Origin of the sequence: Mitsuaria sp. 7 (genome assembly GCF_001653795.1) — a bacterium.
In the GTDB taxonomy this organism is placed as follows: Bacteria; Pseudomonadota; Gammaproteobacteria; order Burkholderiales; family Burkholderiaceae_C; genus Roseateles.
The window spans coordinates 259,990-278,053 of record NZ_CP011514.1; the positions used below are offsets into that span (position 1 = coordinate 259,990).

Consider the following 18,064-nt stretch of genomic DNA (forward strand, 5'->3'; position numbering starts at 1 on the left):
CGACAAGGCCTCCCGGCTCGCGCCGGGAGGCCTTTTCAATTGGTGCTGCCGAATCCTGCGTGGAGGCCGGCATTGCCGCGATATCGCGGCCGGTACGTCGATTTACTTCGGTGCCATGCGGATCGCGCCGTCCAGGCGGATCACTTCACCGTTGAGCATGTCGTTGGTGACGATCTGGTGGACCAGCTTGGCGTAGTCCTCCGGACGGCCCAGGCGGGACGGGAAGGGCACGCTGGCGGCCAGCGCGTCCTGCACGTCCTGCGGCATGCCGAAGAGCATCGGCGTGCCGAAGATGCCGGGCGCGATCGTCATGTTGCGGATGCCGTTGCGCGCCAGGTCCCGCGCGATCGGCAGCGTCATGCCCACGACGCCGCCCTTGGAGGCCGCATAGGCCGCCTGGCCCATCTGGCCGTCATAGGCGGCCACCGAGGCCGTGGAGATCAGCACGCCGCGCTCACCGGTGGCTTCCGGTTCGTTCCTGCTCATGGCTTCGGCGGCCAGGCGGATCATGTTGAAGCTGCCCACGAGGTTGACCGTGATCACCTTCGAGAAGGTCGCCAGCGCATGCGCGCCGTCCTTGCCGACGGTCTTCGCGGCCGGCGCGATGCCGGCGCAGTTCACCAGGCCCATCAGCTTGCCCAGCGAGACGGCCTTGGCCACGGCCGCCTGGGCATCGGCTTCCTGGCTGACGTCGCACTTCACGAAGGCGCCGTTCAGCTCCTTGGCGAGCGCCTCGCCACGTTCGACCTGCAGGTCGGCGATGACGACCGTCGCGCCTTCGCGCGCCAGCATGCGGGCCGTGCCTTCGCCGAGGCCCGAAGCGCCGCCGGTGACGATGAAGACCTTGTTCGCGATGTCCATGGATGTCTCCTTCCGAATTGTTGGTTGCCGTTGACGTAAACGTCAATTGTCGACGAAAAAATGGCGGCCACGCGGGCCGCCATGGTCACAGGTCGGGGTGGGTTCAGCTCAGCGCGGCGAGGGCGCGGCCGGTGATCTCGTCGACCGTGCCGATGCCTTCGATGCGGCGGTACTGCGGGGCCTGGGCGTCGCCGCTGGCGGCCCAGCTGGAGTAGTAATCGACCAGCGGACGCGTCTGGGCCTGATAGACCTCCAGGCGCTTCTTGACGGTCTCTTCCTTGTCGTCGTCGCGCAGGATCAGGTCCTCGCCGGTGACGTCATCCTTGCCCTCGACCTTGGGCGCATTGAACTTGACGTGGTAGCTCCGGCCGGAGCCCGTGTGCACGCGGCGGCCGCTGATGCGCTCGATGATGGCGCTGTCAGGGACGTCGATCTCCAGCACGAAGTCCAGCTTCACGCCGGCGTTCTTCATCGCGTCGGCCTGGGGGATCGTGCGGGGGAAGCCGTCGAACAGGAAACCCTTGGCGCAGTCCGGCTGCGTGATGCGTTCCTTGACCAGGCCGATGATGATGTCGTCGCTGACCAGGCCGCCGGCGTCCATGACCTTCTTGGCCGCGACGCCGAGTTCGGACCCGGCCTTCACCGCGGCGCGCAGCATGTCGCCGGTGGAGATCTGGGGGATGCCGAACTTGTGGCAGATGAAAGAGGCCTGAGTGCCTTTGCCGGCGCCGGGGGCGCCCAGAAGAATCAGTCGCATGGGTCTCCTCGATATAGGGAGAGGGCGCGTCGCACGGGTCGACGCGCCCTCGAAAACTGCGGGCGAGAATAGCACGCGCAGGCCTACGGTCCGCTGACGCGGCAGGCGAATGAACTGCGGTGTAACCCTGCCGGGCCGGGTCGCGATTCAGCTTGTCATCAGCCTTCTGACGCGTTCGAGGTCCTCGGGCGTGTCCACGCCGGGGCCGGGTCGTTCGGCGCTGACATGCACCGCGATGCGCTCGCCGTGCCACAGCACGCGCAGTTGCTCGAGCGCCTCGATCTGCTCGAGCGGCGACACCGCCAGCGTCGGGAAACGACGCAGGAAGCCGGCGCGGTAGGCATACAGCCCGACGTGGCGGAGCACGGTCTCGGGCTTCACGCGGGCGCCGCCGCCGGGCGCGTCGCGCCACCACGGGATCGGGGCGCGGGAGAAGTACAAGGCCAATCCCTGGGCATCGGTGACCAGCTTGACGACGTTCGGATTCGCGAACTCGGCGTCGTCGGCTATCGCGTGCGCGACGGTGGCCATCGCGCACTGCGGCTTGGCGGCGAGCAGGTCCGCGCAGGCGCGGATCATCTCCGGCGCGATCAGCGGCTCGTCGCCCTGCACGTTCACGACCAGCGCGTCATCCGGCAACCCGAGTTGCTCGACGGCTTCCGCCAGGCGATCGCTGCCGCTGGCGTGGTCGGCGCGCGTCATCAGCGCGCGGATGCCGTGGGCCTCGCACGCGGCTTTTACCTCGACGGCGTCCGTCGCGACGACGACCTGTGCCGCGCCGGCCAGCGCCGCGCGTCGCGCCACCTGCACGATCATCGGCGCGCCGGCGATGTCGGCCAGCGGTTTGTTGGGCAGGCGCGTCGACGCCAGCCGGGCCGGGATGACGATGTGGAAACCGGCGCTCACAGGGTGTCGCCGTCGGCGTCCGTGGCGCGGGCCTCGTTGGCCAGCATGATCGGAATGCCGTCGCGGATCGGGAAGGCCAGGCGGTCTGCCGGGCACAGCAGTTCGCGGTCCGGCAGGCCGCTATCGGCGGCGTTGCGGCGGTCGTCCAGCGGGCCCTTGCAGACGGGGCACACCAGCATCTCAATCAGTCGATGGTCCATGGGGGAGCAGCCGCCGCAGCTCGCGCTGCAACGCCTCTTCAAAAGCGGGTTCGGGGCGGAAGTCTAGCGCCACCACCCAGATGCGGCAGCCCTGCAGCGCCTCCGGGCGCAACTTGACGGCGTCCTTCTCGGTGATGACGACCTCGTCGGTGCGGGCCCACGGCAGCGGGTCCAGCGACGCGTGGTCGGGCAGCGCCAGCGCGCGGAAGTTCAGGCCCTGTTCGCCCAGCATGTCGAAGAAGCGCTGCGGCCGGGCCAGGCCGGCCGCGGCCAGCAGCGGCTTGCCGCGCAGCGCGTGCAGCCGCTCCAGGCGACCCGGTTCCCCGCGCCACCAGTCGGCCAGGGCCACGGCGCCGGCCAGTTGCCGGGTGCCGACGTAGCCGGGCAGGGCGGTGCTGGGCCGGCCGGTGCTGTAGAGCACCAGCGTGTCCGACGAGGAGCCCGGCGGCGGCGGCAAGGCCCGCGCCTGACGCAGCGGTCCGGCGGGCAGCAGGCGGCCATTGCCGAGGCCGCGTTCGTCGAACACGAGCACGCTGAGCTGCCGCGGCAGCCGCCAATGCTGCAGGCCGTCGTCGGACACCAGCACCTGGATTCCGGGGTCGGCCTCAAGCAGCGCACGCGCCGCCGCGATGCGGTCGCGGCCGACCGCGACCGGCACGCCGGCGCGCAGCTTGATCAGCAGGGGTTCATCGCCGACGTCCTCCGCGCGGTCGCCGTCGGCGATCACGCGGACCTGCGCGTCGTCCGCGCGGCCGTAGCCGCGGGAGATCACGCCGGCGCGGAGGTCCATGCGCCGGAGCGTGTCCAGCAGGGCGAGCGTCGTGGGGGTCTTGCCGGCGCCGCCGACGACCCAGTTGCCGACGACGATCACCGGCACGGGCAGCTTTTCGGCCTTCTTCAGGCCGAAGCGGTACAGCGCCACGCGCAGCCGCAGCACCGCGCCGTGCAGCGCGGCCAGTGGCCGCAGCAGGTGGGCGAGGCGGTCATCGTCGCGCCAGGCGCGCTGCAGCCGATCCTCCAGGGCCGGCCGGGTCATGTCCGGTCCCGGGCCATGGTGGCGGTCATTGCGGCTTGTTGGCCGCGAAGGTCAGTCGCGTGAGGTTGGCGCGGCGGGCCGCGTCCATCGCGTTGACCACCGCCTGGTGCGGCGTGGCCGCGTCGGCGGAGATGATCACGACCGGCTCCTGCTTGCCCTGCGCGGACTGCAGCAGCGCGGCGGTCAGCAGGTCCACGCTGCGGCCCTCGACGGCGTTGCGGTCGATCGAGTACCGGCCGTCCGCCGAGACCGCCACGATGATCTCCGCCGGCCGCTCCTTGAGCTGCTGGGCATCGGCGGTGGGCAGCGTGAGCTGGAGCTCGGTGAACTTCGAGTACGTCGTCGACAGCATCAGGAAGATCAGCACGACGAGCAGCACGTCGATGAACGGGATCAGGTTGATCTCCGGTTCCTCGCCCTGGCGACGGCGGAACTTCATGCCTTGGCCTTCCCCGATGCGGGCGCGGCGACCGGCGGCGGCACGGTGGCCGGGCCGGCATGGACGCCAGAAGGCATCGCGCGGTTCACCAGGTGGGTCAGCAGCCGCTCGCTGGCCTGCTCCATGTCGACGACATAGGACTCGATGCGACCGCGGAAGTAGCGGTAGAACATCAGCGACGGGATCGCGACCACGAGGCCGAACGCGGTGTTGTACAGCGCGATCGAGATGCCGTGCGCCAGCAGCGCCGGGTTGTTGCCGCCTGGGCCGGGGCTCTGGCTGCCGAAGATCTCGATCATGCCGACCACGGTGCCCAGCAGGCCCAGCAGCGGGGCCGCCGCGGCGATCGTGCCCAGCGTGTTGAGGTAGCGCTCCATCTGGTGGATCGCATGGCGGCCGGCCAGTTCGAAGGACTGGCGCAGGCGGGTCTCCCCGGCGCGCGGATCGGCCTGCGAGGTGCGCAGGCCGGCGGCCAGGACCTGACCCAGCAGCGAGTTCTCGGCGAGCTTGCCGACGACTTCGCCGCTCGGGATCTGGAGCTGGGTCACGCCGAGGACTTCCTCGATCAGGCTGGGCGGCGCGACGCGCGCGGCACGCAGGCTGACCACGCGCTCGATGATCAGCGCCAGGGCCACGACGGAACACAGCAGCAAGGGCCAGATCGGCCAGCCGGCGGCTTGTATGATCGAAAACAAGGCTATCCCTCCGTACGGGCATCTCCGGCCCGGCGGCGCATTATGGCGCCCCGCGACGGCCCCGCCGACCACTCCGGACCCTCATCACAAGCCCTTACAAACATCCACCGTTCCTGTGGATAACTTTGTGGGCAACTGGTCTTGGAACCGCGCCAGGGCCCGTCGCCAAACAGCAAGGATTAGCCTGCTCCAAAAAAAGGCAGGAAAAAGCTTTTGAAAAACAAGCGCTTATCGATCTGTGACGCGGGCATGACGGCCAATATGGCCCGCGGAGCCAGCATTGACGCGGCTGTGGAGTTCCGGACCCGCGCCAGCATTGGGTTTGCGCATGATTGACGCCTCCAAACCCGCATCGCCACGGATGGTCTGGGGGGTGGCGGCCCTGTTGACGGCCCTTTCCGACGCATTGCAGGCCAGATTCCCCGTCATCACGGTGCAGGGCGAGCTGTCCGGCTTCACGCGGGCGGCCAGCGGCCACTGCTATTTCAGCCTGAAGGACGCGGAAGGCCAGCCGGCGATGCTGCGCTGCGCCATGTTCCGGCGCGCGGCGTCGATGGTGGACTTCGCGCCACGGGACGGGATGACCGTCGAGCTGCGGGGCCGCCTCGACCTGTACGGACCGCGCGGCGAACTGCAGTTCATCGTCGAGTCGATGCGGCGCTCGGGCGAGGGCGCGCTGTACGAGCAGTTCCTGCGTCTGAAGGCGAAGCTGGAGTCGCTGGGCTACTTCGACGCCGACCGCAAGCGCCCCCCGCCGCCGTACGCGCGGCGGATCGGGGTGATCACCTCCACCGGCGCCGCGGCGCTGCAGGACGTGCTGACGGCCCTGCGCCGCAGAGCCCCGCACGCGCGGGTCTTCATCTATCCGACGCTGGTTCAAGGGAACGAGGCGCCGGCGGCGATCGTCCGCGCGCTGGCGACGGCCAACGAGCGCGCCGACGCCGAGGTGCTGCTGCTCGTGCGCGGCGGCGGTTCGCTGGAGGACCTGTGGGCCTTCAACGACGAGCGGGTCGTCCAGGCGGTGGCTGAATCGCCGCTGCCGGTGATCTGCGGCGTCGGGCACGAAACCGACATCACCCTGGCCGATTTGGCCGCCGACCTGCGCGCGCCCACGCCCACGGCGGCGGCGGAGCTGGCCACGGTGTCGCGCCAGCAATGCCTGGAGACGCTGGAGGCGCTGGAGCGCCAGTTGGTGCGCCGCGTCGAGCAGCGCCTGGACGGGGCGGCGCAGCGGCTGGACCGCCTCGCGTTGCGCCTGGCGCGGCCGGGCGACGCGCTGGCGAGACAGAGACGTCGGCTGGATCTGCTCTCGCAGCGGCTCGGCCAGGTGGCGCCGAGAACGGTCTCCATGGAATCGCAACGCCTGCGGCATCTGGAACAGCGCCTGAACCAGACCGCCCCGCGTGCGGCGGCCCTGCAGACACAGCGGTTGAGACATCTGGCGGAGCGGCTGGACCGCGCGCTGCCGCAGCAGGCGCAGCGCGGCGCGCACCGGCTGGACGCGCTGGAGGCGCGCCTGCAGGCGCTCGATCCGCGCCAGGTGCTGGCCCGGGGCTATGCCTGGCTGGACGACGGCCAGGGCCGGGCGCTGAGCTCGGTGGACCAGCTCCGCGAGGGTCAGGACTTGCGCGCCGTTCTTGCCGACGGCGAGGCCGAACTCAAGGTCGGGCGCGTCGTTCGCCAGGATGTCTGAAGGCGGTCCGCGCCCCTCTGTGGCGCGGTATGCGTGCTCCCGGCAGGGGCATGGTTTGGCTGCCTACAATCTCCCGCGACATCCGTCCCATCAACCCACCGATTAGGAGTCCCACATGGAACACGTCCTGCCCGAGCTGCCGTACGACAAGAAGGCGCTGGAGCCGCACATCAGCGCCGAGACGCTGGAGTACCACCACGGCAAGCACCACAAGGCCTACGTGGACAACCTGAACAACCTGCAGAAGGGCACCGAGTTCGAGAGCAAGACGCTGGAAGAGATCGTCAAGACCTCCAGCGGCGGCATCTACAACAACGCCGCGCAGATCTGGAACCACACCTTCTTCTGGTCCTGCATGAAGCCCAACGGCGGCGGCGCGCCGACCGGCAAGCTGGCCGACGCCATCAACGCCAAGTGGGGCAGCGTCGACGCCTTCAAGGAAGCCTTCCAGAAGAGCGCCGTGGGCAACTTCGGTTCCGGCTGGACCTGGCTGGTGAAGAAGGCCGACGGCACCGTCGACATCGTCAACATGGGCGCCGCCGGCACCCCGCTGACGACCGGCGACACCGCGCTGCTGACGATCGACGTGTGGGAACACGCCTACTACATCGACTACCGCAACGCGCGTCCGAAGTTCGTCGAGACCTTCCTGAAGAGTCTGCTGAACTGGGACTTCGCCCAGGCCAACTTCGGCAACTGACCCACCGGCGCCCGCTCAAGCGGGCGCCGATGAAGGAACGGCCCGGGAATCGCTTCCCGGGCCGTTGTCATTTGAGCGGTCGAATCGCCAGCGTGGCCGGCCGCCCGATCACTTGGGCCAGGGGCCGCCGCGCAGCTTGGCGCCGGCCTTGAGGCCGCGCTTGTCGAACCAGCCCTTGTTCATTTCGAGCACGTAGCGCACCGGCTTGGTCGAGCAGTGCGAGACGTCGGACAGCGGCTGCATCTCGACGATGTTGACGATGGTGCCGTCGTCGCCGACGAAGGCGGCCGACAGCGGGATCAGCGTGTTGCGCATCCAGAAGCACTGCTGCGAGGGCTGCTCGAAGACGAACACCATGCCGGCGTTCTGCGCCATCTCCTTGCGGGCCATCAGGCCGATGGCGCGCTGCTCTTCCGTGCGGGCGACCTCGGCGTGGATCAGATGCATGCCGGCGCCGAGTTCGACGACCGGCAGGCCGGTCTGCGGAATCTGCTGGGCGGCCGCCGGGCCTGCCGTCGTCAGGGCGGTCAATGCCACCACGGCCGACAACACCGTCGACAGCGTGGCGGCGCGGACGGACGAAAGAACGACGGACGATGCCGCTTGTTTGATATTGAGCATGTTGTCACCTCAAGGTTTGGCGGATTATCGCGGCCATGTTGCCCGCCCCAGCCGCCACGGTGTCCGCCGGCGCCCCGGGCGCCGATGCCGGACGCGCCAATCGCCCCGGTCCCGACGCAGCGCTGACGCGCGCTCGGTTCCGTCTGTCGGGACTGCACTGCGCGACCTGCGCCGGGCTGGTCGAGTCCCTGCTGCACGCGCAGCGCGGTGTGCGCTCGGCCGAGGTGCAGCCATCGACGCAGACGCTGGTGCTGGACTGGCAGCCGGACCTCGCGACGATCGAGCAGTTGCGGCAGTCGCTCGCACCCGCGGGCTACGACTTCGTGCCCGACCTCGCCGGACCGGCGCGCGACCTGCGCAGGCGCGAGCATCGGCAGGCGCTCTGGCGGCTGTTCGTCGCCGGCTTCCTGATGATGCAGGTGATGATGCTGGCGTGGCCGTCCTACGTGGCCGCGCCGGGCGAGCTCGCGCCCGATCAGGCCGTGCTCCTGCGCTGGGGCCAATGGGTGCTGACCCTGCCGGTGATGCTGCTGGCCGCCGGGCCGTTCTTCCGCGCGGCGTGGCGTCAACTGCGCGGACGGCGGCTGGGCATGGACGTGCCGGTGGCGCTCGGACTGGGCGTGGCCTTCGTGGCCGGCAGCGGCGCGACGCTGGACCCGGGCGGTCCGTTCGGCCACGAGGTCTTCTTCGACTCGATCACGATGTTCGTGACCTTCCTGCTCGGCGCGCGCTATCTGGAGCTGCGCGCGCGGCATCGCGCGGCAGAGGCGCTTGAACAGGCCGAGGAAGCTTTGCCCGATGACGTCGAGCGCCTGCGGCCGGACGGCTCGACGGAACGGGTGGCGATCGGGCAACTCGTCGTTGGCGATCGGGTGCGCGTCGCCGCGGGGCAACGCCTGCCGGCCGATGCGATCGTCGAGGCCGGCCATGGTGCGGCCGACGAATCCCTGTTGACCGGCGAATCGCGCCCGGTCGCGAAGTCGCCGGGCGATGCCGTGCTCGCGGGCAGTCTCAATCTCGCCGGCGTGCTCACGCTGCGCGTGCGCCAGGTCGGCGAGCAGACCCGCCTTGCGGGCATCCGCCAGTTGATGGCCCAGGCGTTCCAGGACCGGCCGACGATGCTCCGTGCGGCGGACCGCGTCGCGGGCTGGTTCCTCGCGGGGGTCCTGGTGCTGGCCGGGGCGGCCGCGCTTGCTTGGCAACTCGTCGATCCGTCGCGGTCGGTGGCGGTGGCCGTGTCGGTCCTGATCGTGACCTGTCCCTGCGCGCTCTCGCTCGCAGCGCCGGCCGCGTGGGTCGCCGCCGCGGGCGCGTTGGCGCGGCGCGGATTGCTGCTGTCGCGGCTCGACGCGATGGAATCACTGGCAGATGTCGACCGCATCGTGATGGACAAGACCGGCACCTTGACCGACCCCGCGCCGCGCCTGCGCCGAGTGAGGGCACACGCGTCGGATGTTGATGCGGACATGGATGCGGACATGGATGTGGATGCGGATACGGATACGGAGGCCTTGGCTGCGGCCGCGGTGCTGGCCGCGGGTTCGCTCCATCCGTTGTCACGGGCGCTGGCGGCGGCGCTGTCGGCGCTGCTCGGCGCCAACGACGAATGGGCGATCGAGGAGTTCAGCGGACGAGGCCTCGAAGGCGTCGACGCTCGTGGACAGCGATGGCGTCTCGGTTCGTCGCCATGGGCTATCGACGCGCGCAGCCCGACGGGCATATCGCCGGCTTCGCCGGATTCGCTGAAGCTGAACTTGACCGATGCCCAGATCGTCCTGACCTGCGATGGCATCGTGCGCGCCGCGTGGCAGGTCGATGAAAGCCTGCGCGATGGCGCAGCGGCGGCCATCGCCGAATGGCACGCCCTGGGCCTTGCGGTCGAACTGCTGTCGGGCGATGCGCCTGCTCGCGTCGAGGCCGCCGCGTTCGAGGCCGGTATCGCCCATTGGCGCGGCGGCGCACGACCAGAGGACAAGCTCCAGCACGTCACCGCGCTGCAATCCCAGGGGCATCGCGTGCTGATGATCGGAGACGGCATCAACGACGCGCCCGTGCTCGCGCGGGCGCAGGTGTCGGTGGCGATGGGGCAGGGCGCCGACCTCGCGAAGGCACGCGCGGACGCGGTGCTGACGTCGGACCGGCTGGATGCGATCACGACCGCGCTGCGGCTCTCGCGTCGTACGCGCCGCGTCGTGCGCCAGAACCTCGCCTGGTCGGCGCTCTACAACGCCGTGTGCGTGCCGATGGCGCTGGTCGGCTGGCTGCCGCCGTGGGCCGCCGGCCTGGGCATGGCGACGAGTTCGCTGCTGGTCGTCGCCAATGCGGCTCGGCTGGGCCGCGAGTCGGTCGTGCGACCCGTTGCGCAATCCATCGTCCAAGTGCCCGCGCAGCCGGTCGACGCCTGAAGGACGACCGCCCATGGACATCCTCTATCTCCTGATCCCGTTGTCGGTCGTGCTCGTGCTGCTGGTGCTGGCGGTGTTCGGCTGGGCGGTGCAGGACGGTCAACTCGAGTCGCTGGACCGGGAAGGTCAACGAATCCTCGAGGACGACGCGCAAGCTTGACGCGCATCAACACGCTCTTCGAGACGACGCCGAACAATCGACGTCATTCGCGCAACAAGCGCCTCGAGGAGCCAGCATGGCAAGCCAATCAGGGTCGGAGGGAGGACGCGCCAGCACGTCCAGGGAGGCACGCGGTGATGCATCCGGTGATGCACCCGGTGATGCGCCCAGCTATGAGGACGGCGTGGTCCGCGCGTTCTCGCTGGCGGCGGTGTTGTGGGGCGTGGTGGGGATGGGGGTCGGCGTGCTCATCGCCGCGCAGCTCGCCTGGCCGGCGCTGAACTTCGGCATCCCCTGGCTGAGCTACGGCCGACTGCGGCCGCTGCACACGAACGCGGTGATCTTCGCCTTCGGCGGCTGCGTGCTGATGGCCACGGCCTTCCACGTCGTGCAGCGCACGAGCCATGTGCGGCTCTTCGCGCCGGGCCTGGCGTGGTTCACCTTCTGGGGCTGGCAACTGGTGATGGTGCTGGCCGCGATCACGCTGCCGATGGGCCTGACGACCGGCAAGGAATACGCCGAGCTCGAATGGCCGATCGACCTGCTCATCGCCGTCGTCTGGGTGTCCTACGCGATCGTCTTCTTCGGCACGATCGGCGTGCGGCGCGTGCGCCACATCTACGTCGCCAACTGGTTCTTCGGCGCCTTCATCATCGCCGTGGCGCTGCTGCACATCGTCAACAGCGCGGAGATCCCGGTCTCGCTCACCAAGAGCTACTCCGCCTACGCCGGCGTGCAGGACGCGATGGTGCAGTGGTGGTACGGCCACAACGCGGTCGGCTTCTTCCTGACGGCCGGTTTCCTCGGGCTGATGTACTACTACATCCCCAAGCAGGCCAACCGGCCGGTCTACAGCTACCGGCTCTCGATCGTCCACTTCTGGGCGCTGATCTTCACCTACATGTGGGCGGGGCCGCACCACCTGCACTACACGGCGCTGCCCGACTGGGCGCAGAGCGTGGGCATGCTGTTCTCGCTGGTGCTGCTGGCGCCGAGCTGGGGCGGGATGATCAACGGCGTGATGACGCTCAGCGGCGCCTGGCACAAGCTGCGCGACGATCCCATCCTGAAGTTCCTGATCGTCGCGCTGTCGTTCTACGGCATGTCGACCTTCGAGGGGCCGATGATGTCGATCAAGACCGTCAACGCGCTCTCGCACTACACCGACTGGACCGTCGGCCACGTGCACAGCGGGGCGCTGGGCTGGGTGGGCTTCATCTCGATGGGCGCGCTGTACCACCTGATCCCGCGCATGTACGGCCGCATCGAGATGTACTCGAAGCGCGCCATCGAGCTGCACTTCTGGATCGCCACGCTGGGCATCGTGCTCTACATCGCCGCGATGTGGATCGCCGGCGTGATGCAGGGCCTGATGTGGCGCGCGGTGAACCCGGACGGCACGCTGACCTGGACCTTCGCCGAGGGTGTCAAGGCCACCTATCCGTTCTACGTGGTGCGCCTGCTCGGCGGTCTGCTCTACCTGGGCGGCATGTGCCTGATGGCCTGGAACGTCGTGATGACGGTCCGCGTCGGCCGGCCGGTCCGCCATCCCATCCCCGGCGCCGCGCTCGCGGCCGCCGCCTGATCGCACACCCAGGAGCCAGCCATGGCCAACCCCCATGCCACAGCACGCGGTCACGAGCGCATCGAGACCAGCAACTTCCTGATGATCGTGCTGGTGGTGCTGACGGTGATCGTCGGCGGCATCGTCGAGATCGTCCCGCTGTTCTTCCAGCGCTCGACCACGCAGCCCGTCGAACATCTCAAACCCTACACGCCGTTGCAGCTCGCCGGCCGTGACGTCTACATCCGCGAGGGTTGCTACAACTGCCACTCGCAGATGATCCGGCCGCTGCGCGCCGAGACGCTGCGCTACGGCCACTACTCGGTGGCGGGCGAGTTCGTCTACGACCACCCCTTCCAGTGGGGCAGCAAGCGCACCGGGCCGGACCTGGCCCGCGTCGGCGGCAAGTACAGCGACGAGTGGCACCGCCTGCACCTGACCAATCCGCGCGACCTCGTGCCCGAGTCCAACATGCCCGCCTACGCGTGGCTGGCCGGTGCGGCGCTGGATCCGAAGGAGTTGGCGCCCAAGATGCGCGGCCTGCGGACCGTCGGCGTGCCCTACACCGACGAGCAGATCGCCCAGGCCGGCGATGACGTCAAGGGCCGCACCGAGATGGACGCGGTCGTCGCCTACCTGCAGGTGCTGGGCACCGCGCTGAAGCCTTGAGCGGAGATCGTCATGCCCGACATGGATCTGAATGCATTGCGCTCGGCGGTGACGGTGGTGTCGCTGCTGGTGTTCGTCGGCATCGTGATCTGGGCCTATGCCCGGCACAACCGCGAACGTTTCGAAGACCTGGGCGCGCTTGTCCTGGCGGACGAAGATGCCGCGCCCCGAGGAGGTCGTCATGAGTGATTTCGTTTCGAACGGCTGGTCGCTGTTCGTGGCCGCGGCGACGGTGCTCGGCCTCGCGCTGTGCCTGGCGCTGCTGATCATCGCCAGCCGCCGCAAGGTGATGGCCGAGGACAACTCCACCGGCCACGTCTGGGACGAGGACATCCGCGAACTCAACAATCCGCTGCCGCGCTGGTGGATGGTGCTGTTCGTGCTGACGGTGGTGTTCTCGGGGCTCTATCTGGCGCTGTACCCCGGCCTCGGCGCGTATGCGGGATCGCTGGGCTGGTCGAGCACCGGGCAGTACGAGGCCGAGCAGGCCGCGGCGCGCACCGCGATGCACACGATCTATGCGCGATTCGATGGGAAGCCGGTCGAGTCGCTGGCCGCGGACCCGCAGGCCAGGGCCATCGGCGAGCGGCTCTTCGCCAACAACTGTGCGACCTGTCATGGCTCGGACGCCAAAGGCTCGAAGGGATTCCCCAACCTGACCGACAACGACTGGCTCTACGGCGGCACTGGCGACACCATCGTCCAGACCATCACGCAGGGACGCGAGGGCACGATGCCGCCGATGGCCGCGGCGGTGGGCAACGGCGAGGACGTGCGCAACCTCGCGCACTACGTGATGAGCCTGTCGGGCAGCCCGCACAACTCCGTGGCGGCGGCGCTCGGAAAGTCGAAGTTCAGCGCCTGCGCGGCCTGTCACGGCATGGACGGCAAGGGCAACCAGGCGCTGGGCGCGCCCAACCTCACCGACAAGGTCTGGCTGCACGGCTGGGGCGAGTCCGCCATCGTCGCGATGGTCAACAACGGCAAGCACAGCCACATGCCCGAGCACGGCTCGCGCCTGAGCCCGGAGCAGATCCGCGTGCTCGCGGGCTACGTCTGGGGACTGTCCCACGAGCAGCCCTGAGGCACGAGCAATGAGCAATGTGCAATGAGCAGTCCTGAGCCATGAGCAACCCAGAAGTCCGGGCCGTCTCGCTCTACGCCGCCGAAGCGAAGATCTACCCCCGCGCCGTCCACGGCTGGTTCGCCGTGTGGCGCTGGGCGCTGGTGTGGGCCACGCAGCTGCTGTTCTACGGCCTGCCGTGGCTGCAGTGGAACGGCCGTCAGGCGGTGCTGTTCGACCTGGAGGCGCGCCGCTTCCTGATCTTCGACCTGATCCTGTATCCGCAGGACTTCATCTACCTGACGGCGCTGCTGGTGGTCTCGGCCTTCGGGCTGTTCTTCTTCACGGCGGTGGCGGGACGGCTGTGGTGCGGCTATGCCTGCCCGCAGACGGTCTACACCGAGATCTTCCTCTGGATCGAGCGTCGCACCGAGGGCGATCGCGCCGCGCGCATCCGGCTCGACCGCGCCGGCTGGACTGCGGAGAAGCTGCTGCGCAAGGGCGGCAAGCACGCGGCGTGGCTCGCGGTGTCGCTGTGGACGGGCTTCACCTTCGTCGGCTACTTCGAGCCCATCCGCGCGCTGGGCGGCAACGCGGCCGCGCTCGCGCTCGGTGGGTGGGAGCTCTTCTGGGTGCTGTTCTACGGACTCGCCACCTACGGCAATGCCGGCTTCCTGCGCGAGCAGGTCTGCAAGTACATGTGCCCGTACGCGCGCTTCCAGAGCGCGATGCTCGATCGCGACACGCTGATCATCAGCTACGACACGGCGCGCGGCGATCCGCGCGGCGCGCGCTCGAAGAAGGCGGACCTGTCGACCCTCGGCCTGGGGTCCTGTGTCGACTGCCACCAGTGCGTGCAGGTCTGTCCCACCGGCATCGACATCCGCCAGGGTCTGCAGCACGAGTGCATCGGCTGCGCGGCCTGCATCGACGTCTGCAACGACGTGATGGACAAATTCGGCTACGAACGCGGCCTGATCCGCTACGCGACCCAGAACGGCATGCGCCACCGCTGGACGGCGGCGCAGCAGTGGCGCCGCGTGCTCAGACCGCGCGTGCTCGTCTACGGCGCGATCCTGTTGCTGGTGTCCGGTGGCCTCGTGTGGAGTCTCGCGATCCGTCGGCCGTTCAAGGTCGATGTCGTGCGCGACCGCGCGACGCTGGCCCGCGAGGTCGAGGACGGCGTGGTCGAGAACCTCTACCGGCTCCAGGTGATGAACGCTGCGGAATCGACGCAGCGCTTCGTCCTGGATGCTCAGGGCATCGCCGGCCTTCGCGTGCAATCGCCCACCGGCGAGTTGACGCTCGGACCCGCCGAGGCGCGCTGGGTCACCGTCGCGCTGCGTCTGCCGCCGGAGGCCGCGCGGGCGCTGGGCTCAGGCGCGCATCCGATGCTTTTCGCCGTCCGACGTGTGGCCTCGTCCGGCGAGCCCGCCGAGACCGCCGAGACCGCCGAGCGCGCGCTGCTCGAGAAGTCCACCTTCGTCGTGCCGCGATGAGCGCGGCCGGGTCGATCCTTCCCCCCATTCTTTCTGCACGAGGAGCGGACATGACGACAACGCGCATGACGGCAACACGCCTGAGCGATGCGGACCTGCCGACCAGCGGTCCCTGGTGGCGGCACCCGATGATGTGGCTGGTGATCGGCGGACCGACCGCGGTGGTGGTGGCCTCGATGGCCACGCTGACGCTGGCGATCGTGTATCCCGATCCGGTGGTGCATTCGACGAGCGCGGTGGATCGCAGCGGCGTCGCGGCGGACGAGATCGCCGATGCCGCCAAGACGCCCGCCAAGACGCCCGCCAAGACGCCCGCCAAAACGCCCGCGATGGACGCCCGCAACCATGCGGCGACGGCCGGACAGCCCCGCTGACGTCGTCCTCCTCGAGGAGGGGGATGCGCCGCTACGCGCTGCGACGGACCAACTGCAGCAGTTGCCGTGGCTTGAGCACGCGCACTTCCCGCGCGCGCACTTCGAGCAGCCCGTCCTCCTGCATCCGCGAGAAGGTGCGGCTCACCGTCTCCAGGCTCAGGCCGAGGTAGCTGCCGATCTCGTCGCGGGTCATCCGCAGCACGACGCTCGACGACGAGAACCCGCGCGCCCGCAGCCGCCGCATCAGGTTGATCAGGAAGGTCGCGACACGCTGCTCCGCGCGCACCGCGCCGAGCAGCATCATCACGCCCTGGTCGCGGACGATCTCGCGGCTCATCAGGCGGTGGAACTGGCGCCGCAGCCGGTCGACCTCGCGGGTCATGTCCTCGATCCGGCCGTAGGGCACGACGCAGATGTGCGAATCCTCCAGCGCCACCGCCTGGCTGGCATGCGCACCGTTGAAGATGCCGTCCAGGCCGAGCATCTCGCCGGCCATGTGGAAGCCGGTGATCTGGTCGCGGCCGTCCTCCGCCGATGCCGAGGTCTTGAAGAAGCCGGTGCGCACGATGTAGAGGGCCTCGAACGGGTCGCCGCGCTTGAACAGCACCGTGCCTCGGGTGACATGCCGTCGGTCCGAGATCATCCGCTCCAGCTGATGGACGTCGGCGGCCGGCAGGCCCGTGGGCAGACAGACCCGCCGCACCGAGCAGGTCGCGCAGGTGATCCGGGTCGAGTCGGGTTGCGCGGAATGAGCGGAATGAGCGGAATGAGCGGGCAGGACGGTCGCCTCGGCCGCAGCCGGCGGTGCAGGCGATGCAGGCAGTGCAGTCAGTGGAGGGGGCAGTGGGGGAGCGGGGGAGGGTGCGGTCAGGATGGCGCTCGGCATGGGTTCGTCGGGCATGCGAGGAAGCGGCGAATTCTTTGTCCGGCCATCGACGCCGGCAATGACATCAATCAATGACGCTTTGCCAACAAAGGGTGAGGATGGCGTCCATGTGCCAAGACCTGACCCCTCCGGGCTGCAGCATCCCCGACGCCGACCTGCTGCGCCGTTTCGACATCGCGGGACCGCGCTACACCTCGTACCCGACGGCGGACCGTTTCCATGCGGGCGTCGATGCGCAGCGTCATGGCGAGCTGCTCGCGCTGCGCGCCTTCGGCCCCGCGGCGCGTCAGCCGATGTCGGTCTACGTGCACATCCCGTTCTGCGAATCGGTCTGCTACTACTGCGCCTGCAACAAGGTGGTCACGCGGCACCACGAGCGCGCGGCGGCCTACGTCGACGCGCTCGAGGTCGAGATGAACCTGGTGCATCGCCGGCTCGGTGACCGGGCGCTGGTTTCGCAACTGCACTTCGGTGGTGGCACGCCGACCTTTCTCGCCGATCGTGAGTTGTCGATGCTGATGGCGCTGCTGCATCGGCACTTCCGATTGACGGCGGACGCGGAGATCTCCATCGAGGTCGACCCGCGCACCATCGATGTCGCGCGCCTGCGCCACCTGCGCACGCTGGGTTTCAATCGCCTGAGCTTCGGCGTGCAGGACTTCGACCCCGACGTGCAACGCGCCGTGCATCGCGAGCAGAGCCTGGAGAGCGTGGCCGCGCTGATCGGCGCCTCGCGCGACCTCGGCTTCCGCTCGATCAACGTCGACCTGATCTACGGCCTGCCGCTGCAGACGCCGACCTCGTTCGCGCGGACGATCGAGCAGGTCGCGACGCTGCGGCCGGACCGCATCGCGCTCTACGGCTACGCGCACCTGCCGCACCGCTTCAAGCCGCAGCGGCGCATCGAGCCCGCCGCGCTCCCGCCGCCGGGCGACAAGCTGCGCATGCTGTCCGGCGCGATCGCGGGCTTCCTCGCACGGGGCTACAGCTACATCGGCATGGATCACTTCGCGCTCGCTGACGATCCGCTGGCGGTGGAGAAGCGGGAAGGGCGGTTGCATCGCAACTTCCAGGGCTACAGCACGCAGCCGGACTGCGACCTGGTGGCGCTGGGCGTCTCGGCGATCTCGAAGGTGGGCGCCTCGTTTGCGCAGAACGAGAAGACCCTGCCCGAGTACTACGCCGCCTTGCGCGAGGGCCGGCTGCCGGTCGAGCGCGGTCTGGTGCTGGACCAGGACGACCTCGTGCGGCGCGACGTGATCATGGCGCTGATGTGCCAGGGGCGGCTGGACTTCGAGCCGATCGAGCGCTCGCATGGGATCGTCGCGGCCGAGTACTTCGCGCCGGAGCTCGACCGCCTGCGCCAGATGGCGGCGGACGGGCTCGTCACGATCGAGCCGGGCGTGGTGCAGGTGACACCGATGGGATGGTTCTTCGTGCGGGCGGTGGCGATGGTGTTCGATCGATATCTGACGCCGGCCCGCGCGGCGGGCGGGCCAGCTGAAGCGCCGCTGCGCTTCTCGCGCATTCTCTGAA

At 69.2% G+C, this 18,064-nt stretch carries 20 protein-coding genes; 11 read left to right on the forward strand and 9 right to left on the reverse strand.

The annotated features are described in order from the left end of the window. Window positions 1-102: 102 nt before the first annotated feature. From ABE85_RS01210 to ABE85_RS01240, 7 genes are all read right to left on the reverse strand, one after another. Window positions 103-861 carry a 3-hydroxyacyl-CoA dehydrogenase gene (locus tag ABE85_RS01210; protein WP_067269355.1) on the reverse strand — a complete coding sequence of 253 codons (759 nt, stop codon included), beginning with the start codon at window positions 859-861 and terminating at the stop codon, window positions 103-105. A gap of 103 nt (window positions 862-964) precedes the next feature. Continuing rightward, window positions 965-1,618: an adenylate kinase gene (gene adk / locus ABE85_RS01215; protein WP_067269357.1), complete on the reverse strand. Its 654-nt coding sequence runs from the start codon at window positions 1,616-1,618 to the stop codon at window positions 965-967. A gap of 147 nt (window positions 1,619-1,765) precedes the next feature. Then, entirely contained in the window at window positions 1,766-2,524 is a 759-nt protein-coding gene (gene kdsB, locus ABE85_RS01220; protein ID WP_067269359.1) for a 3-deoxy-manno-octulosonate cytidylyltransferase, read from the reverse strand. Next, entirely contained in the window at window positions 2,521-2,724 is a 204-nt protein-coding gene (locus tag ABE85_RS01225; RefSeq protein WP_067269362.1) for a Trm112 family protein, read from the reverse strand. The genes kdsB and ABE85_RS01225 overlap by 4 nt, the downstream gene beginning before the upstream one ends. Then, window positions 2,705-3,760, reverse strand: coding sequence for a tetraacyldisaccharide 4'-kinase (lpxK, locus tag ABE85_RS01230; protein WP_067269364.1), 1,056 nt, complete (start codon window positions 3,758-3,760; stop codon window positions 2,705-2,707). The genes ABE85_RS01225 and lpxK overlap by 20 nt, the downstream gene beginning before the upstream one ends. Before the next feature lie 25 nt (window positions 3,761-3,785). Next, the gene (locus ABE85_RS01235) at window positions 3,786-4,199 is read right to left on the reverse strand and encodes a biopolymer transporter ExbD (RefSeq protein WP_067269366.1); all 414 of its coding nucleotides are present in this window, start codon (window positions 4,197-4,199) and stop codon (window positions 3,786-3,788) included. Continuing rightward, the gene (locus tag ABE85_RS01240; RefSeq protein ID WP_082938206.1) at window positions 4,196-4,894 is read right to left on the reverse strand and encodes a MotA/TolQ/ExbB proton channel family protein; all 699 of its coding nucleotides are present in this window, start codon (window positions 4,892-4,894) and stop codon (window positions 4,196-4,198) included. The genes ABE85_RS01235 and ABE85_RS01240 overlap by 4 nt, the downstream gene beginning before the upstream one ends. A 328-nt stretch (window positions 4,895-5,222) precedes the next feature. On the opposite strand from ABE85_RS01240, the gene xseA reads away from it, so the two are divergent. Together xseA and ABE85_RS01250 are read left to right on the forward strand one after the other, a co-directional pair. Then, complete coding sequence (xseA, locus tag ABE85_RS01245) at window positions 5,223-6,587, forward strand: exodeoxyribonuclease VII large subunit (RefSeq protein ID WP_067269367.1); 1,365 nt, start codon at window positions 5,223-5,225, stop codon at window positions 6,585-6,587. A gap of 115 nt (window positions 6,588-6,702) precedes the next feature. Continuing rightward, entirely contained in the window at window positions 6,703-7,287 is a 585-nt protein-coding gene (locus tag ABE85_RS01250; protein WP_067269369.1) for a superoxide dismutase, read from the forward strand. A 108-nt stretch (window positions 7,288-7,395) separates the two neighbouring features. On the opposite strand, the gene ABE85_RS01255 is transcribed toward ABE85_RS01250, so the two are convergent. Continuing rightward, a complete protein-coding gene (locus tag ABE85_RS01255; protein ID WP_067269371.1) occupies window positions 7,396-7,908 on the reverse strand; it encodes a DUF192 domain-containing protein in 513 nt (170 codons plus the stop codon). Between the two features lie 35 nt (window positions 7,909-7,943). On the opposite strand from ABE85_RS01255, the gene ABE85_RS01260 reads away from it, so the two are divergent. The 8 genes from ABE85_RS01260 (at window position 7,944) to ABE85_RS01295 (ending at window position 15,642) form a co-directional block, all read left to right on the forward strand. Further along, window positions 7,944-10,313 carry a cation-translocating P-type ATPase gene (locus tag ABE85_RS01260; protein WP_067269374.1) on the forward strand — a complete coding sequence of 790 codons (2,370 nt, stop codon included), beginning with the start codon at window positions 7,944-7,946 and terminating at the stop codon, window positions 10,311-10,313. A gap of 13 nt (window positions 10,314-10,326) precedes the next feature. Next, entirely contained in the window at window positions 10,327-10,473 is a 147-nt protein-coding gene (gene ccoS / locus ABE85_RS01265; RefSeq protein WP_067269376.1) for a cbb3-type cytochrome oxidase assembly protein CcoS, read from the forward strand. A 76-nt stretch (window positions 10,474-10,549) separates the two neighbouring features. Beyond that, window positions 10,550-12,058, forward strand: coding sequence for a cytochrome-c oxidase, cbb3-type subunit I (gene ccoN, locus ABE85_RS01270; RefSeq protein ID WP_082938207.1), 1,509 nt, complete (start codon window positions 10,550-10,552; stop codon window positions 12,056-12,058). A gap of 21 nt (window positions 12,059-12,079) precedes the next feature. Further along, complete coding sequence (ccoO, locus tag ABE85_RS01275) at window positions 12,080-12,706, forward strand: cytochrome-c oxidase, cbb3-type subunit II (protein WP_067269379.1); 627 nt, start codon at window positions 12,080-12,082, stop codon at window positions 12,704-12,706. Between the two features lie 12 nt (window positions 12,707-12,718). Continuing rightward, window positions 12,719-12,895: a cbb3-type cytochrome c oxidase subunit 3 gene (locus ABE85_RS01280; protein ID WP_310732594.1), complete on the forward strand. Its 177-nt coding sequence runs from the start codon at window positions 12,719-12,721 to the stop codon at window positions 12,893-12,895. Beyond that, entirely contained in the window at window positions 12,888-13,790 is a 903-nt protein-coding gene (ccoP, locus tag ABE85_RS01285; protein WP_067269380.1) for a cytochrome-c oxidase, cbb3-type subunit III, read from the forward strand. Before ABE85_RS01280 ends, ccoP begins: the two co-directional genes overlap by 8 nt. A gap of 41 nt (window positions 13,791-13,831) precedes the next feature. Then, complete coding sequence (gene ccoG, locus ABE85_RS01290; RefSeq protein WP_067269382.1) at window positions 13,832-15,268, forward strand: cytochrome c oxidase accessory protein CcoG; 1,437 nt, start codon at window positions 13,832-13,834, stop codon at window positions 15,266-15,268. Window positions 15,269-15,318: 50 nt separating this feature from the next. Then, window positions 15,319-15,642, forward strand: coding sequence for a hypothetical protein (locus tag ABE85_RS01295; protein WP_231993200.1), 324 nt, complete (start codon window positions 15,319-15,321; stop codon window positions 15,640-15,642). A gap of 31 nt (window positions 15,643-15,673) precedes the next feature. Here ABE85_RS01295 and ABE85_RS01300 read toward each other — a convergent pair whose 3' ends face one another. Continuing rightward, the gene (locus ABE85_RS01300) at window positions 15,674-16,285 is read right to left on the reverse strand and encodes a cyclic nucleotide-binding domain-containing protein (RefSeq protein WP_310732595.1); all 612 of its coding nucleotides are present in this window, start codon (window positions 16,283-16,285) and stop codon (window positions 15,674-15,676) included. Window positions 16,286-16,635: 350 nt separating this feature from the next. Between ABE85_RS01300 and hemN the strand changes: the two genes are divergently transcribed. Further along, complete coding sequence (hemN, locus tag ABE85_RS01305) at window positions 16,636-18,063, forward strand: oxygen-independent coproporphyrinogen III oxidase (protein WP_067269384.1); 1,428 nt, start codon at window positions 16,636-16,638, stop codon at window positions 18,061-18,063. Window position 18,064 lies beyond the last annotated feature (1 nt).

Coding starts and splice junctions, on each gene's coding strand:
- ABE85_RS01210 (WP_067269355.1), bottom strand. CDS start 861: ATGGACATCGCGAACAAGGTCTTCATCGTCACCGGCGGCGCTTCGGGC.
- adk (WP_067269357.1), bottom strand. CDS start 1,618: ATGCGACTGATTCTTCTGGGCGCCCCCGGCGCCGGCAAAGGCACTCAG.
- ABE85_RS01225 (WP_067269362.1), bottom strand. CDS start 2,724: ATGGACCATCGACTGATTGAGATGCTGGTGTGCCCCGTCTGCAAGGGC.
- lpxK (WP_067269364.1), bottom strand. CDS start 3,760: ATGACCCGGCCGGCCCTGGAGGATCGGCTGCAGCGCGCCTGGCGCGAC.
- ABE85_RS01235 (WP_067269366.1), bottom strand. CDS start 4,199: ATGAAGTTCCGCCGTCGCCAGGGCGAGGAACCGGAGATCAACCTGATC.
- xseA (WP_067269367.1), top strand. CDS start 5,223: ATGATTGACGCCTCCAAACCCGCATCGCCACGGATGGTCTGGGGGGTG.
- ABE85_RS01250 (WP_067269369.1), top strand. CDS start 6,703: ATGGAACACGTCCTGCCCGAGCTGCCGTACGACAAGAAGGCGCTGGAG.
- ABE85_RS01255 (WP_067269371.1), bottom strand. CDS start 7,908: ATGCTCAATATCAAACAAGCGGCATCGTCCGTCGTTCTTTCGTCCGTC.
- ABE85_RS01260 (WP_067269374.1), top strand. CDS start 7,944: ATGTTGCCCGCCCCAGCCGCCACGGTGTCCGCCGGCGCCCCGGGCGCC.
- ccoS (WP_067269376.1), top strand. CDS start 10,327: ATGGACATCCTCTATCTCCTGATCCCGTTGTCGGTCGTGCTCGTGCTG.
- ccoN (WP_082938207.1), top strand. CDS start 10,550: ATGGCAAGCCAATCAGGGTCGGAGGGAGGACGCGCCAGCACGTCCAGG.
- ccoO (WP_067269379.1), top strand. CDS start 12,080: ATGGCCAACCCCCATGCCACAGCACGCGGTCACGAGCGCATCGAGACC.
- ABE85_RS01280 (WP_310732594.1), top strand. CDS start 12,719: ATGCCCGACATGGATCTGAATGCATTGCGCTCGGCGGTGACGGTGGTG.
- ccoP (WP_067269380.1), top strand. CDS start 12,888: ATGAGTGATTTCGTTTCGAACGGCTGGTCGCTGTTCGTGGCCGCGGCG.
- ccoG (WP_067269382.1), top strand. CDS start 13,832: ATGAGCAACCCAGAAGTCCGGGCCGTCTCGCTCTACGCCGCCGAAGCG.
- ABE85_RS01295 (WP_231993200.1), top strand. CDS start 15,319: ATGACGACAACGCGCATGACGGCAACACGCCTGAGCGATGCGGACCTG.
- ABE85_RS01300 (WP_310732595.1), bottom strand. CDS start 16,285: ATGATCTCGGACCGACGGCATGTCACCCGAGGCACGGTGCTGTTCAAG.
- hemN (WP_067269384.1), top strand. CDS start 16,636: ATGTGCCAAGACCTGACCCCTCCGGGCTGCAGCATCCCCGACGCCGAC.